This window comes from Variovorax sp. Soil_C_26 (assembly GCF_057657075.1).
Window position 1 is genome coordinate 96,580 of sequence record NZ_JBDGJC010000001.1, and the last position, 19,402, is coordinate 115,981.

At 68.4% G+C, this 19,402-nt stretch carries 16 protein-coding genes; all 16 read left to right on the forward strand.

The annotated features are described in order from the left end of the window. The 16 genes from AC3A6G_RS00420 (at position 1) to AC3A6G_RS00495 (ending at position 19,337) form a co-directional block, all read left to right on the forward strand. Positions 1 to 2,310, forward strand: coding sequence for a polysaccharide biosynthesis tyrosine autokinase (locus tag AC3A6G_RS00420; protein WP_487861545.1), 2,310 nt, complete (start codon positions 1 to 3; stop codon positions 2,308 to 2,310). Then, complete coding sequence (locus AC3A6G_RS00425; RefSeq protein WP_487861546.1) at positions 2,307 to 2,969, forward strand: sugar transferase; 663 nt, start codon at positions 2,307 to 2,309, stop codon at positions 2,967 to 2,969. Before AC3A6G_RS00420 ends, AC3A6G_RS00425 begins: the two co-directional genes overlap by 4 nt. Positions 2,970 to 3,035: 66 nt before the next feature. Then, complete coding sequence (locus AC3A6G_RS00430; RefSeq protein WP_487861547.1) at positions 3,036 to 4,013, forward strand: GDP-L-fucose synthase family protein; 978 nt, start codon at positions 3,036 to 3,038, stop codon at positions 4,011 to 4,013. A 37-nt stretch (positions 4,014 to 4,050) separates the two neighbouring features. Beyond that, positions 4,051 to 5,382, forward strand: a complete 1,332-nt coding sequence (locus AC3A6G_RS00435) for a hypothetical protein (protein ID WP_487861548.1) — start codon at positions 4,051 to 4,053, stop codon at positions 5,380 to 5,382. A gap of 7 nt (positions 5,383 to 5,389) precedes the next feature. Next, on the forward strand, positions 5,390 to 6,478 hold the full coding sequence (locus AC3A6G_RS00440; RefSeq protein WP_487861549.1) for a glycosyltransferase: 1,089 nt from the start codon (positions 5,390 to 5,392) through the stop codon (positions 6,476 to 6,478). Continuing rightward, on the forward strand, positions 6,475 to 7,458 hold the full coding sequence (locus AC3A6G_RS00445) for a hypothetical protein (protein ID WP_487861550.1): 984 nt from the start codon (positions 6,475 to 6,477) through the stop codon (positions 7,456 to 7,458). The genes AC3A6G_RS00440 and AC3A6G_RS00445 overlap by 4 nt, the downstream gene beginning before the upstream one ends. A gap of 34 nt (positions 7,459 to 7,492) precedes the next feature. Continuing rightward, complete coding sequence (locus AC3A6G_RS00450) at positions 7,493 to 8,428, forward strand: hypothetical protein (protein ID WP_487861551.1); 936 nt, start codon at positions 7,493 to 7,495, stop codon at positions 8,426 to 8,428. Then, positions 8,425 to 9,708, forward strand: coding sequence for a lipopolysaccharide biosynthesis protein (locus tag AC3A6G_RS00455; RefSeq protein WP_487861552.1), 1,284 nt, complete (start codon positions 8,425 to 8,427; stop codon positions 9,706 to 9,708). The genes AC3A6G_RS00450 and AC3A6G_RS00455 overlap by 4 nt, the downstream gene beginning before the upstream one ends. Beyond that, positions 9,705 to 10,955: a WcaI family glycosyltransferase gene (locus AC3A6G_RS00460; protein ID WP_487861553.1), complete on the forward strand. Its 1,251-nt coding sequence runs from the start codon at positions 9,705 to 9,707 to the stop codon at positions 10,953 to 10,955. The genes AC3A6G_RS00455 and AC3A6G_RS00460 overlap by 4 nt, the downstream gene beginning before the upstream one ends. Before the next feature lie 45 nt (positions 10,956 to 11,000). Then, complete coding sequence (locus tag AC3A6G_RS00465; RefSeq protein ID WP_487861554.1) at positions 11,001 to 11,792, forward strand: LuxR C-terminal-related transcriptional regulator; 792 nt, start codon at positions 11,001 to 11,003, stop codon at positions 11,790 to 11,792. Between the two features lie 29 nt (positions 11,793 to 11,821). After that, positions 11,822 to 13,378: a mannose-1-phosphate guanylyltransferase/mannose-6-phosphate isomerase gene (locus AC3A6G_RS00470; RefSeq protein ID WP_487861555.1), complete on the forward strand. Its 1,557-nt coding sequence runs from the start codon at positions 11,822 to 11,824 to the stop codon at positions 13,376 to 13,378. 83 nt (positions 13,379 to 13,461) lie between these two features. Next, on the forward strand, positions 13,462 to 14,157 hold the full coding sequence (locus AC3A6G_RS00475; protein ID WP_487872817.1) for a glutathione S-transferase family protein: 696 nt from the start codon (positions 13,462 to 13,464) through the stop codon (positions 14,155 to 14,157). Positions 14,158 to 14,268: 111 nt separating this feature from the next. Then, on the forward strand, positions 14,269 to 15,162 hold the full coding sequence (locus AC3A6G_RS00480) for a DMT family transporter (protein ID WP_487861557.1): 894 nt from the start codon (positions 14,269 to 14,271) through the stop codon (positions 15,160 to 15,162). A gap of 246 nt (positions 15,163 to 15,408) precedes the next feature. Then, positions 15,409 to 16,887 (forward strand): SulP family inorganic anion transporter, encoded by a 1,479-nt coding sequence (locus AC3A6G_RS00485; RefSeq protein ID WP_487861558.1) that lies wholly within the window; start codon positions 15,409 to 15,411, stop codon positions 16,885 to 16,887. Between the two features lie 12 nt (positions 16,888 to 16,899). Further along, complete coding sequence (locus tag AC3A6G_RS00490) at positions 16,900 to 17,760, forward strand: universal stress protein (RefSeq protein WP_487864387.1); 861 nt, start codon at positions 16,900 to 16,902, stop codon at positions 17,758 to 17,760. Positions 17,761 to 17,834: 74 nt separating this feature from the next. Beyond that, the gene (locus tag AC3A6G_RS00495; protein WP_487872818.1) at positions 17,835 to 19,337 is read left to right on the forward strand and encodes a phosphoethanolamine transferase; all 1,503 of its coding nucleotides are present in this window, start codon (positions 17,835 to 17,837) and stop codon (positions 19,335 to 19,337) included. Positions 19,338 to 19,402: the final 65 nt, after the last annotated feature.

The window sequence follows — 19,402 nt, forward strand, 5'->3', positions numbered from 1 at the left end:
ATGAATGCGCACTGGCAACCCCTGGTTCCCGTTCCCCCCGATGCGGCGATGACGGCGGCCGCGGCAGCCGCTGCCGAGCAGCCACCCTCGCGGCTCCGGGAGCATGTCGACCTCCTGATCGACAACCGCTGGAAGATCGCGAAGATCACGCTGGTCGCGCTGCTGCTCGGCGCGGCCTACACCATGTTCGGTCCGCGCGTTTACGAATCGAACGTGCTGATCCAGGTCGAGGACCCCGAGCGTTCCGGCGGCACGCTGGTCGGCGATTCTGCGAGCAGCGCGCTCAATGCCAAGACGCCGACCGCGGGCGAAGCCGAGATCCTCAAGTCGCGGCTGGTGCTGGGCCAGGCGATCGAAAACACCAAGCTCTACATCGAGGCCGAGCCGCTCTACGTGCCGGTGGTCGGCCAGTGGCTCGCGCGGCGCGCCAGGTCGCTGTCGGAGCCGGGCTTCCTGGGCATGTCGGGCTATGTCAGCGGCAACGAGCGCATCGTGGTCGCGCAGATGGACGTGCCGGCCGATCTCGAAGGCAGCCGCTTTGCGCTGACCGCGGACGCCGACGGCGCCTACACGCTGCGCCACCCCAAGCTGGCCGAGCCGCTCGCCGGCAAGGTCGGCACACCGCTCGACGCCGAGACCCCGCTCGGACGGGTGCGCCTTCTCGTGGGCTCCATCTCGGCACAGCCCGGGGCCGAGTTCAAGCTGGTGCGCGAGTCGGCGCAGCTCACGCTGCTCGAGTTGCAGAAGGACCTGCGCGTGGTCGAGCGGGGCAAGCAGTCCTCGATCATGGACGTGAGCTGGCAGAGCGGCAACCCGGCACAGCTCACCAACCTCCTCAACGAGGTGGCGCGGCTCTACGTACGCGTCAACATCGACCAGAAGACCGCCCAGGCGCAGCGCGCACTCAACTTCCTCGGCACCGAGCTGCCCAAGCTGAAGCAGCAGCTCGAGGAATCCGAAGAGGCGTACAACCGCTACCGCAACCAGAACGGCACGGTCAGCCTCGACGACGAGGCGCGCAATGCGCTGGCGCAGAACGCCGACCTGCAGACCCGACTGCTCGAAGCCACGCAGAAGCGGCATGAGCTGACCGAGCGCTTCACCTTCCGAGATCCGACCGTGGTGACCCTCGACGCGCAGATCAACACGCTGCGTCGTGCGCTCGGCGGGGTGGAGCAGCGCATCCGCCGCATGCCGCAGTTGCAGCAGGATTCGCTGCGCATGCAGCGCGACATCAAGGTCAACACCGACCTCTACGTGTCGCTCCTGAACAGCGCACTGCAGATGCGGCTCGCCAAGGAAGGCCGCATCGGCAACGTGCGCGTGCTCGACCAGGCACTGCTGCCCGAGAAGCAGATCCGGCCCAAGGCCGCGATCACCATGGCGCTCGCGCTGCTCGCGGGCCTTTTCGCCGGCGCCGCGGCCACCTTCCTGCGCAGATCGTGGCGCACGACCATCGCGAGCCCGGCCGAGATCGAGGCGCACACCGGCCTCGACGTCTACAGCACCGTGCCGCTGAGCACGCGGCAGCGCCAGATCGACAGCGACATTCGCCACGGCAAGGCCGGCGTTCACCTGCTCGCGCTGCAGCACCCCGACGACCCCGCGCTCGAGGGGCTGCGGCGGCTGCGGACCGCGCTCAAGTTCGCGGTGCCGCGCGCACCCAACAACCGCATCATGATCTCGAGCCCCACGCCGGGCGCGGGCAAGACCTTCGTGTCGGCCAACCTCGCGGCGCTGCTAGCGTCGACCGGCCGACGCGTGCTGCTGATCGACGCCGACCTGCGGCGCAGCAGCCTCGCACCACGCTTCGGGCTCAAGCGCAAGGGCGGCCTGTCGGAGCTGATCCAGGGCAGCCTCGATCTCGACCATGCGGTCCACAAGGGCGTCCTGCCGCACCTGGACGTGATGACCACCGGCGCGCTGCCCGCCGACCCGACGGGCCTGCTCACGAGCGATGCCTTCTCGCGCGTGCTCGAGAAGGCGTCGGCGAACTACGACGTGGTGATCGTCGACACGCCGCCTGCGCTGCTCGCGTCGGAGTCGGCCGAGATGGCCACCTGCATGGGCACGCTCCTGCTGGTGGCGCGCGCCGGCGACAACGAGATCGGCGACCTGACCGAAACTGCCAAGCAGCTGCGCCACGCCGGCGCACACTTCCAGGGCGTGGTGCTGAACGCGCTCGACACGCGCCGGCGCTACTACGGCAGCCTGGCCTACCGCTACGGCGCCTACCGGCAGCGCACACACACCTATCCGGGCGTCGCCCCCGAGCTGCCGCCTCCCGCCACCTCGGGAGGTGCCGCGTGAACACCCTGCGCTCGACCGCGCGGGCGCGTCCCGCGGGCAGCTCGCGGCTGCTCCTGGCCACCAAGCGCGGCATGGACATCGTGCTGGCCAGCACCTTCTTCCTCGTGCTCGGGTGGGCCTATGCGCTGATCTGGCTCGGCGTGCTGCTGACCTCGGGCCGGCCCGGGATCTACAAGCAGCCGCGCTACGGCCGCGACGGCCGGATCTTCAGCTTCTACAAGTTCCGCTCGATGGCGCCGGATGCCGACGCGGTGCTGGCGCGGCACCTGCGCGAGAACCAAGAGGCGCGCCGGCAATGGGACAAGTACCAGAAGCTCGATCCCGATCCGCGCATCACGCGCTTCGGCGCCTTCCTGCGCAAGTACAGCCTCGACGAGCTGCCGCAGTTCTGGAACGTGCTCAAGGGCGACATGAGCATGGTCGGCCCCAGGCCCTGCATGTTCGCGCAGAAGGTGCTCTACGGCAGCTACTGGAGCAGCTACTGCGCGGTGCGGCCCGGCATCACGGGGCTCTGGCAGGTCAGCGGGCGCAACGAGGTCAGCTACCGGCGCCGCGCGGCCATGGACGCCGACTACGTCGCGACGCTGTCGGTGCGCCAGGACATCGCGATCCTGCTGAAGACCTTCGCGGTGGTGGCCGGCGCGCAGGGGTCGCGCTGACGCGCCATCCCGCCCTTTCTTGTTTTATTCGTCTCCTCTTTCAACCAACCTCAACCGAAAGTGCATATGCGTATCTACGTTGCTGGTCATCGCGGCATGGTGGGACAGGCGCTCGTGAAGCGCCTGCTGGATCTCGGGCATGAGCTCGTCACGCGCAGCCACGAGGAGCTCGATCTCCTCGACCAGGACGCCGTGCGGCGGTTTTTCGCCACGGAACGCATCGACCAGGTCTACCTCGCGGCGGCGAAGGTCGGCGGCATCCACGCCAACATGACCTACCCGGCGGAGTTCATCTACCAGAACCTGCTGATCGCCGCCAATGTCACGCACCAGGCGTTCCTTGCGAACGTCAGGCGTCTCCTGTTCCTCGGCTCGAGCTGCATCTACCCGAGGCTTGCCGACCAGCCCATCCACGAGAACGCGCTGCTAGGCGGAAAGCTCGAGCCGACGAACGAGCCCTATGCGATCGCCAAGATCGCGGGCATCAAGCTGTGTGAAAGCTACAACCGGCAGTACGGCGCCTCGCACGGCATCGACTACCGCAGCGTGATGCCCACCAATCTCTACGGCCCGGGCGACAACTACCACATCGAGAACAGCCATGTGGTGCCCGCGCTGATCCGTCGCTTCCACCTGGCCAAGACCACCAACGCGCCCGAGGTGCTGATCTGGGGCACGGGCCGGGCACGACGCGAGTTCCTCTTCGTCGACGACATGGCCGAGGGTTGCATCACGGTGATGGGGCTTTCGCGCGAGACCTATGCGCAGCACACGACCCCGACGTGCGCGCACATCAACCTCGGCACCGGCGAGGACCTGACCATCGCCGATCTCGCGGCGCTGATCGGCGAGGTGGTGGGCTACCGCGGCCGCATCCGCTTCGACACGTCGCAGCCCGACGGCGCCCCGCGCAAGCTGCTCGACGTGGCGTGCGCCGCCTCGCTCGGCTGGCGCGCCACGGTGCCGCTGGCCGAGGGCCTGCGCCGCACCTACATCGACTACCAGCGCGCGCTGCGCCCCATCGAGGAAGTGGCGCACGCCTGATCCGCGGACACCACCGACACGTTTCGAAGAGGCTCATATGAGAACACTCTGCTTCTGGTTCGGCATTGCCGCGGCCTTCGTCTGCGGCTGGGCAGACCCGGCCTGGGGCTATGCGGCCATCTGCGCACTGGCGCTGGTGCAGATCGCGATGCTTGCCGCGCCCGGCGCGAGCATGTTCCTGCTGATCCACTACACCACGGTGCTCACCTACTTCTCGCTCGCGCCGGCGCTGCAGATCGCCGCCGACGTGGCATTCTGGGACACCGGGCTCCTCGGCACCGAAGCGCACCGCCAGGCGCTGCTGCTGCTGTTGCTCTACATGGCAGGCATCGAGGCGGCGCGCCTCGGCATGCCGGCCCCGCCCGCACGACCGGCGCGACCGGTGCCCGCGGCGGGGCTGCAGCCGCTGCGCTCGGCAACGCCCATCGTGCTGCTGCTGGGCGGCGCGCTCGCGGCGTTCGCGGCGCTGTTCGTCCGGCCCGACCTCAACTTCGTCGCGCGCGGCATCATCCCCGTAGAGATCAACCAGCCGGTCGACTACATCGTCTTTTCGACGGTGCCGAAGCTCATGGTGGCGATGTGCTTCGTGGCACTCGCGATGCATGCCCTGCAACGCCGCACGGTCTGGGCCTGGAGCACCGCAGGCGTGGCCTTCGCGCTGGCGGCGCTGGCGGCCAACCCCGTCAACACGCCGCGGCAGATTTTGCTCATCGGGCTGCTGCCGCTCGCCATCCATGTCTTCAGCCAGCGGCGGCGCTGGGTGCTGCCGGTGCTCGTCTTCGGCACCATCGCGGGCCTGGGCCCGGTGCTGAATTTCATCTCGCGCGGCAGCTATTGGGACGAGGCGCTCACGGCCTTTCCGTTCAGCCCCGACTTCGACGCGATGTTCATCGTGGCCGGCATCATCGAGCGCGCGCCCTCGCCCGACCTCGGCATGGGACGCTACCTGCTGTCGGCGTTCTCGTTCTTCCTGCCGCGCGACCTGAAGATGTTCCCCGACTTCGATCCGCTGGGCTGGCCGTCGATCCTGAACAACTTCTCGCAGGCCAATCTCTCGCTGCCGCCCTTCACGACGGCGTACTTCGACTTCGGTTTGCTGGGGCCGGTGCTGCTCGGGCTTGCTATCTCGGCCGCTGCTCGCGTGGCCGACAGGCTCGTCGACCGGCCGGTCGCGGTGACGGGCAGCTACCTGGTGGCGCTGGTGCTGATCGCGGCGTACGTGCCGTTCTTGCGTGGGCCGATCCTCGGCTGGGGTCCGTTCGCTGCCTCGGGCGTGATCGCCGCGGTGCTCGCGGGCGTGCTGAGCGCGCGCGCCGCTGCCGGGCGGCATCGCCGCATCGCAACGCTGGCGCCGGCCGGCACGGCCTGATACCGCCATGGCGAGCTACCTCTTCTACGACACCATCCGCCTGAACCGTGGCGCGGGCGGCGTGCTGAACGTGTCGGACCTGCTGCTGCGCGGCATGCAGCTTTCCGAAGGCGACCGCATCGTGCCCGTCAGCGAGCGGCATCCGCGGCTCTTTGCCGCGGCGCGGCGCGTCGGGTTCAGCCGCTTCCTGCTCGAGACGCTGATCTACAACTACCACCGCCTGCGCATGCTGGCCACGGGCGAGCGGATGCTCTCGCTGTTCCCGAACTACTTCCTTCCGTTTTCGCCGTTCGGGCGGCACCGCGATTCGATCGTGATCGTGCACGACCTGCAGTACAAGTCGTACCCGCAGTATTTCAGCGCCGCCAAGCGGCTGTGGCTCGACTGGAGCCTGCGCCGCGCGGCGCGCAGCCAGGCCCACGTGGTCTTCATCAGCCAGAGCAGCCAGGAGGATTTCGAGCGCCACTTTCCGCGCTGCCGGCATGCCACGGTGATCTTCAATCCCGTGGACGCGGTGCAGGCACCCGCACCGGATGCCGCGGCCGGGGCCGCGCCCGGCGAGCGTTACCTGATCGCCGCCTATCACTACTACCCGCACAAGAACTTCAGCGGCACGCTGGCGTTGTTCACGCGCATGAAGCGCGAAGGCATGGTCGATTTCCTCGACATCACCGGCAACGGCGCGGCCGAGGTGAAGCGCATGGTGGCGGGCCTCGATCCGGCCCTCCGCGCCTGCATCCGGCACCGCGGCCTGGTCTCGCGCGACGAACTGATCCGCCTGTATGGCGGGGCGGCGGCGTTCATCTCGCTGTCGACCTTCGAGGGCTTCAACCTGTCAGCTGCCGAGGCCGCGACGCTTGGCGTGCCGTTGGTTCTGTCGAACATACCGGTGCACCGCGAGCTGTTCGGCGGCTACGCGTTCCTCGTCGACGACGAAGCCTGCGACCTCAATGCGCTCGGCCACTACCTGGCCACACACCGGGCGACGAAGCGGCCCTGGTCGCTGGCCGAGGCCTGCACGCCGGGCGCGGTGGCGGGGCGCTACCTCACGCTCAAGCAACGCGAGCCGGCTGTGCTCGCGGGAGCGCTGCCATGAAGATGATGAAGAAGAAACAAGCCCTGCGCGCGGTCCGGCGGCTCGCGGCGACGGCGCTGCTCGGCGCCGCGCCGGCACTCGCCATCGCCCAGCCGCAGGAGGCACCCGTGCCCGGCTTCGGCGTGATGATTCACTACCTGCCCGACAAGCAGACCGTGGCCGACGTCGCGCGCTTCGACGTCGAGGCGCTGGCCGCCGCGCTTGCGGGCATGCGCGCCTCGTACCTGGTGCTCACGCTCGGCCAGAACAACGGCCAGTTCATCGCCCCCAATGCCGCACTCGAGGCGCTCTGCCCCGAGAGCGCGCGGCACCGCCCGCCGCGCGACCTGCCGCTCGAGATCGGCCGCGCGCTCGAACGCCGCGGCATCGGGCTGGTGCTTTACTTGCCGTTCCGCGCGCCGCAAGCCGACCCGTACCTGATGGCGTGCCTGGGCGACGTGTCGGAGCAGCAGCCGCCGCCCGCGCGCTTCACGGCCGCCTGGAGTGCGGTGATCCGCTACTGGTCGGAACACTACGGGCCGCTTGCCCGCGGCTGGTGGTTCGACGGCACCTACAACACGCAGGGCATGTCGCCCGAAAGCTGGAACGCGCTCTGCGCCGCGGCAAAGAGCGGCGGCGGCGCGAACCGTTGGCTGGCTTTCAATGCGGGCGAGGGCCCGGCGCGCTTCAGCGCACGCGCCGCACCGTGCCAGAACCTGATGGCGGGCGAGTTCATGCAGCCGCCCCCGCCGACGTCGCTGTCGGCAACCCTGGCCGAACGGCCCTCGAACCTGGTCTTCCACCTGCTCACGCCGCTGGGCGCCTCGTGGGGCCAGACCACCGCGCCGCGCTTCTCGGCCGACCAGCTGCGCGGCTGGATCGCCGACGCTCGGGCGCGCGGTGGCCTCTTCACGCTCGACCTGCCGCTCGACAACGGACTGCGCCTGTTGCCCGCGCACGTCGCCCTGGTGCGCAGCGCGACCGCACCCACCCGGCCCTGAAACCAGCCAACTCCGATCGACCCATTCCATGAACATGAACAACACGCCCCTGGTCTTCGTCGTGGTGGAAGACCGCCAGAACAAGACGCTGCAACTGTGCCGCGAATCCGCCGCGCGGGCGCAAGAGCCGCTTGTGGTGCTTTCGGGCACCGACGCCGGGCCCGCCTACGAGCGCCTGTGCAGCAGCTACGTCCACTTGTCGAGCAACCCGCCAGAGTTCGAGAAGATCTGCTTTCGGCGCTATTTCCTGCTGGCCAATTTTCTCGACGCCAACCCCGACTGCCGCGAGTTCGTGCTGATCGACAGCGACGTGCTGCTGTTCCGCGGCATCGGTGCGCACATCCGCCGCGTGGCTGGCAAGGCCGATTTCTCGGGCTCGTACATGCGCCCACCGGCCGGCTGGGACCCCTGCCAGGTCTCGCCGCATGTGAGCTACTGGACGGCCATCGGCCTGCGCCGCTTTCTGGCCTTCGTGCTCAACACCTACGCCACGCCCTCGGGGCGCCGCAAGCTGCGCGCGATCGCGGCGCGCTTCGGCGCGCGCGGTGTGCGCGGCGGCGTCTCGGACATGACGCTGCTGCATCTGTGGGCGCAGGCAAGCGGAAACTTCGAGCCCATCAATCGCGTGTTCGGTGGGCGCGTGATCGATCACAACATCAATGGCGGCCACAACCTGCATCCGAACGAATTCGAGGTGCGCGGCGGGGCCAAGCGCATCGTGCACATCGACGGGCTGCCGCGCGTGGTCAAGCCCACTGGCGAAATGATCGACGTGCTGGCGCTGCACTTTCAGGGCAGCGCCAAGATGGCGATGGCGCATGCGCTCGAAGGCCGCACCGGCATGGTGGCGCTGCTGACCTATGCGCTGCATTTCGCGCGCCGCGCCAAGAACTTCGCCTTCGTCTTCGGTCTGCGCTCGCGGCGCGCTGTGGACGCCGGCCTCCTGGCCGACGCCCGCGTGTCGAAATGACGAGCCCGCTCCTGCACCGCGCGATCGGACTGGCCGGCTTCGGTGCCGCGCCCGGTGCCGGGCTTCGCGGGCTGGGCGCGCTGGCTTCGCGGCTGTACGTGTACCTCGCGGGCTTCGTCGCGCTGTTCGCCATGGCGGCCTATGTGCCGCCGGCGGAGTTCGGCGCCTACTCGATCTACCAGTCGGTGCTCGAGGTGGCGATGGTCATGGCCACGCTCGGCAGCTCGCTGCTGTTCTCGCGCGAAGCCGCACACGTGCCGCCCGGTGTGCAGAGCGGCGACATCGGGCGCACGCTCGCGATCGGGCTGCCGGCGGGCATCCTGCTGGTCGCGGGCATCCTCGCGCTGCAGCACCTGCCGGTGATGGGCGCGCCCTTCGCATTGCTGGCCGTCACGCTCGCGCTGTTCTCGGTCATCAGCCTGCGGCTGTCGTTCAGCCGGGGCATGGGCTATGCGGGGTTGCTGAACCTCGAAGCCGGCATCCGCGCGACCGTGCTGCTGATCGGCGTCGCCGCGCTCGCGGCACTGGGCGTGGGCATCAGCGCATCGCACCTACTGCTCGTCAACCTGGTGGCGCTGCTGCTCGTGGGCGCGGCCAGCCTGCGCACCGGTTGGGCCGAGGGGCCGCCCGCCGGGCCCGCGGCGCTTGCGCTGCCTGCGCAGGCGCGCGCCACCGGCTATTCGCTGCTGATGTTCCTGCTGCGCAAGTCCGACCTGCTGGTGGTCGCGTTCTTCATGCCGCTCGGCTATGTGGGCGCGTTCAAAATCGCGTTCCTGCTGGCCGAGGCGCCCTCGCAGTTCGTACAGGCCTTTCTGTACACCCGCACGCGCGCCATGCTGGGCGTCGAGGGTGGCAGCCACGAGGCTTCGACGCTGCAGCTCGCGAAGCAGTCGCTGCTGCTCGGTGCGGTGCTCTTTGCCGGGCTCGCCGTGGTCATCACGCTGGCCGCGCCGCTCCTGAAGATGGGTGGCGAGGCGCTCGAGATCTTCCTCTGCATTGCGCCCTACTTCCTGCTGCGCACCTACACCATCCACCACGAGATGCAGCTCGCGCTGAAGACGCCGATGGGCGCGCTCGGGCGCTGGGCCTTGCTCGAGGTGCTGCTGCGGCTGGCGTCGTACGCGGTGGTGGTGCCGCTCTACCCCACCAAGCCGCACTACGTGTTCTTCATTGCCTGCCTGACCGACTTCGTTCTCTATGAAGTGCGCATGCGCCGGCAGTTCGGCTTCTATCCGTTCGTGCGGCTGGTCCGCGGCTCCCCCGAAAGATCGACCCCGTGAAAATCCTTCTGTATTCGATGAACTTCACGCCCGAGCTCGTCGGCATCGGCAAGTACTCGGGCGAGATGGCCCAGTGGCTGCACGCCAAGGGCCATGAGGTGCGCGTGATCGCGTCGCCGCCCTTCTTTCCGCACTGGGTGCCATTCGAAGGGCATCGGGCCTGGGCCTACAGCAAGACCGAGTGCGGCGGCATCACCGTGTGGCGCGCGCCCACCTGGGTGCCCGCACGGCCGCGCGCACTGGCCAGGCTGGCGCATCTGCTGTCGTTCATGGTGTCGAGCGTGCCGCTGCTGTTCGGGCAGATCCGCTGGAAGCCCGACATCGTCTTCGTCGTGGAGCCGCCGCTCATGTGCGCGCCGGCGGTGCTTTTCTTCTCGCGCATGCTCGGCATCAAGTCGTGGCTGCACATCCAGGACTACGAGGTCGATGCCGCTTTCGACCTGGGCCTGGTGCGCGGCGCGCGCGTGCGGCGCCTGGCGCTGTCGGCCGAGCGCTGGCTGCTCGGGCGCTTCCATCGCGTGTCGACCATCTCGGCCGCCATGCTCGACAAGGCGCGCGGCAAGGGCATCGACGAGACCCGCCTCGTGCTGTTGCCCAACTGGGTGGACGTGCGCACGATCTTTCCGCAGCCCGCCGCTTCGGCGGCCGATGGCGTCCCGGCGCCGAACGGCTACCGCGCCGCGCTCGGCATCGCAGCCGACGACGTCGTCGTGCTCTATGCGGGCAGCCTCGGCAACAAGCAGGGCATCGAGCTGCTGGCCGACGCGGCGCACCGGCTGGTGGCGGCGGCACACATCCACTTCGTGCTGTGCGGCAACGGGCCGAGCCGTGAGCCGCTCAAGGCCGCCTGCGCCGACCTGGCGCGCGTTCATTTTCTCGATCTCCAGCCCGCCGATCGGCTCAACGAACTGCTCGGCATGGCCGACATCCACGTGCTGCCGCAGCGCGCCGATGCCGCCGACCTCGTGATGCCCTCGAAGCTCGCGGGCATGCTCGCGAGCGGCAAGCCCGTGATCGTCACCGCGCATGAAGGCACCGAACTGAGCCGCGTGGTCGCGGGCCGCGGCCTCGTGGTGCCGCCCGGCGACGCCGACGCGCTGGCCGACGCCATTGCACGGCTCGCGGTGTCGCGCCCGCAACGCGAGGCCATGGGCGCCGCCGCGCGCGCGTTCGCGGAAACCGAGCTGGACCGAAACGCCATCCTGCTGCGGCTCGAGCAGGAGCTGCTGCGCTGCGTCGCCGACTGATCCGACTGATCGACCCGTACAACCGCCATCCCACAGGGAAATCACATGCCCGATACCGTGCCTCTTTCTTCCGACAGCCCCGACGGTAGCCGAGCGCAGGAGCGCCGGCCCATGTACCCGGGTGGCGTCGTGCCACCACCCGAGCCGCTGTGGCCGCACTTCCTCACGGGCCAGGAAGATGCGCCCGTGCGCGTGCTGCTGGTCGACGACGACGAATTCATGCGCCGCGTGATCGCCCAGGAGCTGCTCTCGGACCTGCGCATCCAGCTCGAAGCCCAGGCCGGCAGCGTGCGCGACGGGCGGCGGCTGCTCGCCACCCACCAGTTCGACGTGCTCATGGTCGACCTGCGGCTCGGCGACGGCTCTGGCTTCGACCTGATCCGCGAAGCGCGCAAGCTCAACCGGCACTGCGAGATCATCGTTATCTCGGCGCTCGAGGACGATGCCCACGTGATCCATTCGTTCGAGCTCGGCGCCACCGGCTACCTGCTCAAGCACGCCTGGCTCCAGAGCTTCGCGCAGGCTGTGCTGCACGTGGTGAACGGCGGCGCCGTCATCACGCCCAAGCTCACGCGCCGCCTGCTGTCGCGCATGAACCTGCAAGGCACCGAGGAGCCGCCCGCGCCCGAGACGCCGACGCGCGAAGTCACCCTGACCGCGCGCGAACGCGAGGTGCTGCGCTGCGTGGCGCGCGGCTGCGTGTCGAAGGAGATCAGCCTGCGACTCGGCATCTCGGGGCAGACCGTCAACGCCCACATCAAGAACATCTACAAGAAGCTGCACGTGCATTCGCGCGCCCAGGCCGTGAGCCTTGCCACCCACACCGGCCAGCTCTGAGAACGAGCGCCATTCCAAGGAACATTTCCATGAACATGAACACCGACATCCTCCACTTCAGCGACAACGCGGGGGATCCCGTCATCCACCCCGTCGTGCTGTGCGGCGGCAACGGCACGCGCCTGTGGCCGCTGTCGCGCAAGGCGCTGCCCAAGCAGTTTGCGCCGCTCATCGGCAGCAAGAGCCTGTTGCAGCTCACGCTCGAGCGGCTCGGCCGGCTCAATCGCAACATCACCTGCATCGCGTCGGAGGAGCACCGCTACCTGGTGCGCGAGGCCGTCGAGAACGCCGGCATCACCGGCCGCCAGATCCTCGAGCCCGTGGCGCGCAACACCGCGGCCGCCATCGCCGCTGCCGCGCTGCTCGCCGAGCACGACGACGACCTGCTGCTGTTCGCGCCGTCGGACCACCACATTCCCGACAGCGCGCTCTTCGCCGACACCGTGCGCAGCGGCATCGGCGCCGCGCTCGCGGGCCGCATCGTCACCTTCGGCATTGCGCCGAGCTTTGCGAGCACGGCCTACGGCTACATCGAGGCCGGCCCCGAACTGCCCGATGGCTGTGGCCGCGCCGTGATGCGCTTCATGGAGAAGCCTTCGGCCGACGTGGCCGAGTCGCTCATCCTGCATGGCGGCTATTGGTGGAACGCCGGCATCTTCCTGGCGCGCGCCGGCACGCTGCTCGGTGCACTGCGCACGCATGCGCCCGACATCGTCGAGGCCTGCGAGCGCGCGACCGCCGCCGTTTCGGTCGACGGCAGCTTCCAGCGGCTCGACCCGCAGGCCTTCGCCGCCTGCCGCAGCGAGAGCATCGACTACGCCGTGATGGAGAAGCACCGCGACATCGCCGTCGTCAAGTTCAACGGCAACTGGAGCGACGTCGGCAGTTGGAACGCCGTGGCCAAGCTGCACGAGGCCGACAGCGCCACCGGCAACCGCCTGAGCGGCCGGGCCACCGCTATCGGTTCGCGCGACACCTTCATCCATGCGCCGCACCGCCCCGTGGTGGCGCTCGGCACCGAGAACCTCATCATCGTCGACACCCCCGACGCCGTGCTCGTGGCCAGTGCCGATTGCGCCGAGCGCGTGGGCGAAGTGGTGAAGATGCTCGCGCTCGACGGCCAGGCCGAGGCCACCGAACACCGCCGCGTCGTCCGACCGTGGGGCGCCTACGACCGGCTCGACATGGGCGAGCGCTTCCAGGTCAAGCGCATCACCGTGAAGCCGGGCTGCAAGCTCTCGTTGCAGATGCACCACCACCGCGCCGAGCACTGGATCGTGGTGCAGGGCACCGCCAAGGCCACCTGCGACGGCCAGGTCAGCCTGGTGCGCGAGAACGAATCGATCTACCTGCCGCTCGGCGCCATCCACCGCCTGGAGAACCCCGGCATGACCATGCTCGAGGTGATCGAGGTACAGACCGGCGGCTACCTCGGCGAGGACGACATCGTGCGCTTCGACGACACCTACGGGCGCTGTGCGCCGGGGGCGGTGGCGAAGAGCGAACCGGTGATCGATCCGGTGCTGCTGCAGTTGGCGGCGCAGCAACTGGCTGCGCATCCACTGGCGGGGGCGGAGCGGCACTGAGTGGCGAATCAGGCAGGTCATGAGCGTTGCGGGCATCGCTGAGGGGGAGAATGCCTGTCCCCCTCTTCGCCATGGAGCCGCGCATGAGCCAACCCGCCACCACTCCGACAGCCGGACGCCCTCCGGCCATCCCCGTCATCACCGCCTTCGAAGCGTCGCCCGACGAGGGCCAGGGGCTGGCGCGCGACATGCGCGTGCGCTGGGCCTTCGAGGAAGTGGGCCAGCCCTACGCCGTGCGCCTGGTTTCGTTCGAGGCGATGAAGCAGGCGCCGCACCTCGCGCTGCATCCGTTCGGGCAGATCCCGACGTACGAAGAAGGCGATCTCGTGCTGTTCGAGTCGGGCGCGATCATCCTCCACATCGCGCAGCGGCACGCCGGCCTGCTGCCGGACAATGTCGATGCCCGTGCACGCGCCATTGCCTGGATGTTCGCAGCGCTCAACACCGTCGAACCGCCGATCGTGGAACGTGAGCAGGTGCCCTATGCCGAAGCCGACAAGCACTGGTACGCGGAGCGCCTGCCGCTCATCGAGGACCGGGTCCGGGTCCGGCTGGATCAGCTTTCACGCCGGCTCGGCGACGCCGAGTGGCTCGACGGCGCGTTCAGCGCCGGAGACCTGACGATGGTGCTGGTGCTGCGCCGGCTGGAAGGAACCGGCATCCTCGCCGAATACCCGAGCCTCGAGGCCTACGTCGCTCGCGCCGAGGCGCGTCCGGCGTACCGGCGCGCGTTCGATGCCCAACGTGCGGTCTTCACGGACAGGCGACCGAGGCGTTGAGAAGCTGGGTCCAGGTTTCCGTCAGCGGGCGAAATCTCCCCGCAAAAGCTATGCTTCGCTCTCCAGAACGAGGCCCCTCCCCCGGCCCATTGCCGCGAGACACCCCCCACCTTGCACCCCACCGGAACCCTGCGCGGCATCGCCGCAATGCTGCTGGCCTGCGCCTTCTTCGCCTGCATGGACGCACTGCTCAAGAACCTTTCGGGGCACTACCCGCCGGTGCAGGTGATGGCGCTGCGCGGTCTGACCGCGTTGCCGCTGGTGTGCGTCTACATCGCCTGGCGGCGCGAGGCTGCGGGCGTGTTCAACCGGCGGCTGCGCTGGCGCCTGCACCTGCTGCGCGCCACGTTGAACATGACGATGCTGGTGCTGTTCGTCTATGGCTTGAAGACCCTCGGCCTGGCCCAGGCCTACACGCTGAGCTTCATCGCGCCGCTCTTGATGGTGCTCATCGCGGTGCCGCTGCTCGGTGAGTCGGTCCAGCCGCGGCACTGGGTCGCGATCGGCCTGGGGTTCGTCGGCGTGGTGATCGCGCTGCGCCCCGAGCGGAGTTCGTTCCTGTCGATGGGCGCGATCGCAGTGCTCGCGGCCGCGGTCTGCTATGCGCTGTCGAACATGCTGGGCCGGCTCATCAGCCGCACCGAATCGAGCGCCGCGCTGGTCTTCTGGACCACGGCGGGCATGGCCGTGGGCGGCAGCCTGTTGGCGGCGCCGCAATGGGTGCCGATCCAGTCCGCGCAGCTGTGGGTGCTCGGGGGCCTGGCCGTCAGCGGCTTCCTGGGCCAGATGTGCATTGCCGAGGCGTTTCGCCACGGCCAGGCCGCGGCCATCGCGCCCTTCGAATACAGCGCCCTGGCCTGGGCGCTGGTGCTCGACTGGCTGTTCTGGCGGGCCACGCCCGACGCATGGACGCTGGGCGGCGCGGCGCTGATCGTCGCAAGCGGGCTGTGGCTCGCGCGAAGCGAAGCGCCGCGGTCGGCAAAGCCGGAGCGGCAGGCTGCTTGATGGTGGACTGCGGCGCGGTCTAAAATGATGCGATGCACAAGTGCCGCACCGCCATGACGCACCGCCCAGGCTTTCCTGGCAGCGGGCTTCCGCGCGGCTACTTCTGCACGGTGACCCCGCCCTGAGGTCCCGCCGATTCCGCTGCGCTGATTCGCGCACGCCTCTTCGCAAGCCTCGGCTTGCGCTTGATCTCTTCTGAATACCTGTGGCCGCCGGCTTCTTGCCCGGCGCGGCCCTTCTTTTTTCATGCTCCTTTCATCCATTCGCAAAGATTGGCTGTCCAACGTGCGCGGCGATCTCCTGGCCGGCCTCGTCGTGGCACTTGCCCTCATCCCGGAAGCCATCGCCTTCTCGATCATTGCCGGCGTCGATCCCCAGGTCGGTCTGTACGCCTCGTTCAGCATGGCCGTCGTCATCGCCATCGCCGGCGGGCGGCCGGGCATGATCTCCGCCGCCACCGGCGCCATGGCGCTGGTGATGGTGCTCCTCGTCAAGGAGCACGGGCTGCAGTACCTCCTTGCGGCCACCGTGTTGACGGGCCTGCTTCAGATCGTGGCCGGCCTGCTCAAGCTGGGCTCGCTGATGCGCTTCGTGTCCCGCTCGGTCGTCACGGGCTTCGTCAACGCGCTGGCCATCCTGATCTTCCTCGCACAGTTGCCCGAACTCACGAACGTCACCTGGGTCGTCTACGCGATGACGGCCGCCGGCCTCGCGATCATCTACGGCTTTCCGTACATCAGCCGTGCGATCCCCTCGCCGCTGGTGTGCATCGTCGTGCTGACCATCGTCGCCGTGGTGCTGAAGCTCGACATCCGCGCCGTGGGCGACATGGGCCAGCTGCCCGACAGCCTTCCGGTGTTCCTGCTGCCGGACGTACCGCTGAACCTCGAGACCCTGAGGATCATCCTGCCGTATGCACTGACGCTGACCGTCGTCGGCCTGCTCGAATCCATGATGACCGCGTCCATCGTGGACGACCTGACGGACACCACCAGCAACAAGAACCGCGAATGCATGGGCCAGGGCGTGGCCAACATCGCCACCGGGTTCATCGGCGGCATGGCGGGCTGCGCGATGATCGGCCAGTCGGTCATCAACGTGAAGTCGGGCGGCCGCGGGCGGCTTTCCACCTTCTGCGCCGGCTTGTTCCTGCTGATCCTGATCGTTTTTCTCGGGCCCTGGGTCAAGATGATTCCGATGGCGGCCCTGGTCGCCGTGATGATCATGGTCAGCATCGGCACCTTCAGCTGGGACTCGGTTCGCAAGCTGCGCGAGCACCCGCCGAGTTCATCGCTGGTGATGATCGCCACGGTGGCCGTGACGGTTTCCACGCACGACCTGGCCAAGGGCGTCTTCGTCGGCGTGCTGCTCTCGGGCATCTTCTTCGCGCACAAGGTCGGCCGCGTGCTGCGCATCGACCGCAGCAGCGACGCCGAGGGCCGCATGCGCAACTACGCGGTGGTTGGGCAGGTGTTCTTTGCCTCTTCCGAAGCGTTCGTCGGTGCCTTCGACTTCAAGGAAGTGGTCGAGAAGGTCCGGATCGACGTGAGCCGTGCCCACTTCTGGGACATCACCGCCGTCAGCGCGCTGGACAAGGTCGTGCTCAAGTTCAAGCGCGAAGGCACGGATGTCGAAGTCATCGGCCTCGACGAGGCCAGCGCGACGCTGGTGGACCGCTTCGCGCTCCACGACAAGCCGGGCGCCGTCGAAAAACTCATGCACTGAAGGAGACTCGCCATGAACAAGGTCTACGCCTGTATCGACGGGCTCGGCAATACTGCCGCGGTGATCGACTGGTCCGCCTGGTCGGCGCAGCGGCTGGATGTGCCACTGGAATTCCTGCATGTGCTGGAACGGCATCCGGGCCGCGCGTCGGCCGGCGACTACAGCGGCGCGATCGGGCTCGGCGCCCAGGAGTCGTTGCTGCAGGAACTGAGCGAACTCGATGAGAAGCGCAGCAAGCTGGCCACCGAAAGCGGCCGCCGCCTGCTGGCTGCCGCGCGCGAACGCGCCGAGGCCGCAGGCGTCGGGCGCCACGATGCGCGGCTTCGCCATGGCGAGCTGGTCGACAGCGTGCTCGAGGTCGAGACCGAGGCGCGCCTGTTCGTGCTCGGCGAGCATCGGCGCGCAGAGGCGTCGCACGGCAGGGTTCATCTCGACCACCACGTCGAGCGCGTCATCCGCTCGGTCAAGCGCCCGGTTCTGGTCGCCACGAGCGACGGCTTCGCGGCCCCTGCACGGTTCGTCATTGCCTTCGACGGCAGCCCGACGGCGCGCAAGATGGTCGAGACCGTGGCGCGCAGCCCGATGCTGGCCGGTCTTCCGGCACTTCTGGCGATGGCCGGTTCCGAGACACCGGAAGCCCGGCGCCAGCTCGAGGATGCACGGCGCGTGCTCGCGGACGCAGGCTTCGCGGTGGAAACGGTGCTGGCCGCCGGCGACCCCGAGGATGTGCTGCCCGCGCTGGTTGCGGGCCAGGCGCCGGCGCTTCTGGTGATGGGCGCCTATGGCCACTCGCGCATCCGGCAACTGATCGTGGGAAGCACCACCACGACGCTGCTGCGCACGAGTGTGGCGCCGGTTCTCATCCTGCGCTGATGCGGGTACATCGATCGCCGCGAGCGCTTCCCGGGGGGCTGGAGCCTGTGCTGGCCGCAGCGCTGCTGTGCGCCATGTACCTGGCTTTCGACATCGGGTGGCGCGACTCGGCGAAAGCGGCACTGGTCTTCTGCCTCGGTGCCTGCGCACTGCGTGCGGTGCCTCCCCTGGCGGGGCTGCGCGCCGTTCTCGAGGTGGCATGGCGCCTCGGGTTCGCGGGGGACCTGCTGCTGCGCTCCTTTCTCATGGCCGTCTACCGGACCCATCCCGACGCGGCGCTCGTGCTCGATGCGGTCGGGAACACCTCGGCTGCGGAGTCGATGGAGTTCGCCCGGCACCATGCCGTCGACCTGGCGCTGCACCTGGCTGCGGCCGGCGCGGCGTCGTTGCTGCTCATTTGGTCGTGGCATCGGCGCAGGCGGGCGCGTTCGCATCCCGCCGCCGGCATCGTGTGCGTTGCGCTCTTTCTCGGCGTGCAGGTCAATGCAACGGCACGGGGATCGAATCCGTTCCTGTACTGGCCAGGGCAAGCGTCCAGCTACGTCGAGTACCAGGCGGGCATCCGCATGCTGGCGCTCAAGCGAGCTGCGACCGAGGACAAGCTCGATGCACTGGACGTCGCCTACACGGGGCCGGAGCGCAATACCGTTGCATTCGTCGTCGGAGAGAGCATCAACCGCAACAACTGGAGCCTCTACGGCTATGCGCGCGCGACATCACCCCGGCTCGATGCACGACAGGGCCAACTCGTGGTGTTCAAGGACGTGCTGTCGGCGAGCAGCCACACGGTCGGTGCGTTCCAGCACATGCTGACGGCGAGGGACCTGGAGAACGAGGTCGACGACGAAGCCGTACCGAGCGTGACCTTGATGGCGCGCGAGGCAGGCTACAAGACGTTCTGGATCTCGAACCAGCACGACCGCTACATCAACAACCGCTTTGCCGAGGAGGCCGACGTCAGGTTCCTTCCCAATCCGGGCGGAAGGCGCGGCGATCGAAGCCTGGATGAACGCCTTCTGCCTGCGTGGGCGGCCGCACTGAAGGACCCGGCACCGAGGAAGCTCATCATCGTTCACCTGCTCGGTGCGCATCCTCACTACGACCAGCGACGCCCGGATGAATTCAAGGTATTCAATGGCGTTGCCGACAGCGTGACGGCGCAAATGCGCAAGACTGGCCGCATGCCCTGGATCGTGGCCCAACGCAATGAATACGACAACGCACTGCGCTATCACGACCACGTGGTCTCCAGCCTTCTCGATGGCTTCATGCAGCACAAGACGAACCAGCCCAGCGCCTTCCTCTACACCTCGGACCACGGCCAGGATGTCGGCCACACACGCAACCATGCGGGGCACGCCGAGAACCGGGCCGGCTACGAGGTGCCGATGCTGCTCTGGACATCCGGGGCCGTCAGCGCATCGACGCGCGCCGATCTTTCGGCGAGGCGCTTTCAAAGCGACATCCTCGACTGGACACTGCTGGACCTGCTCGACCTCAGCATTCGCAACGCTCAGCCGTGGCACTCGCTGATCAGCCCTGACTATCGCAGCCGCGACCGGAGCGTCAGTCCTTGAGGTGCGTTGCGGGCCGTCTCCCGCGCCGGCAAAATAACTGTACATCCATACAGTTCACCCTCTAG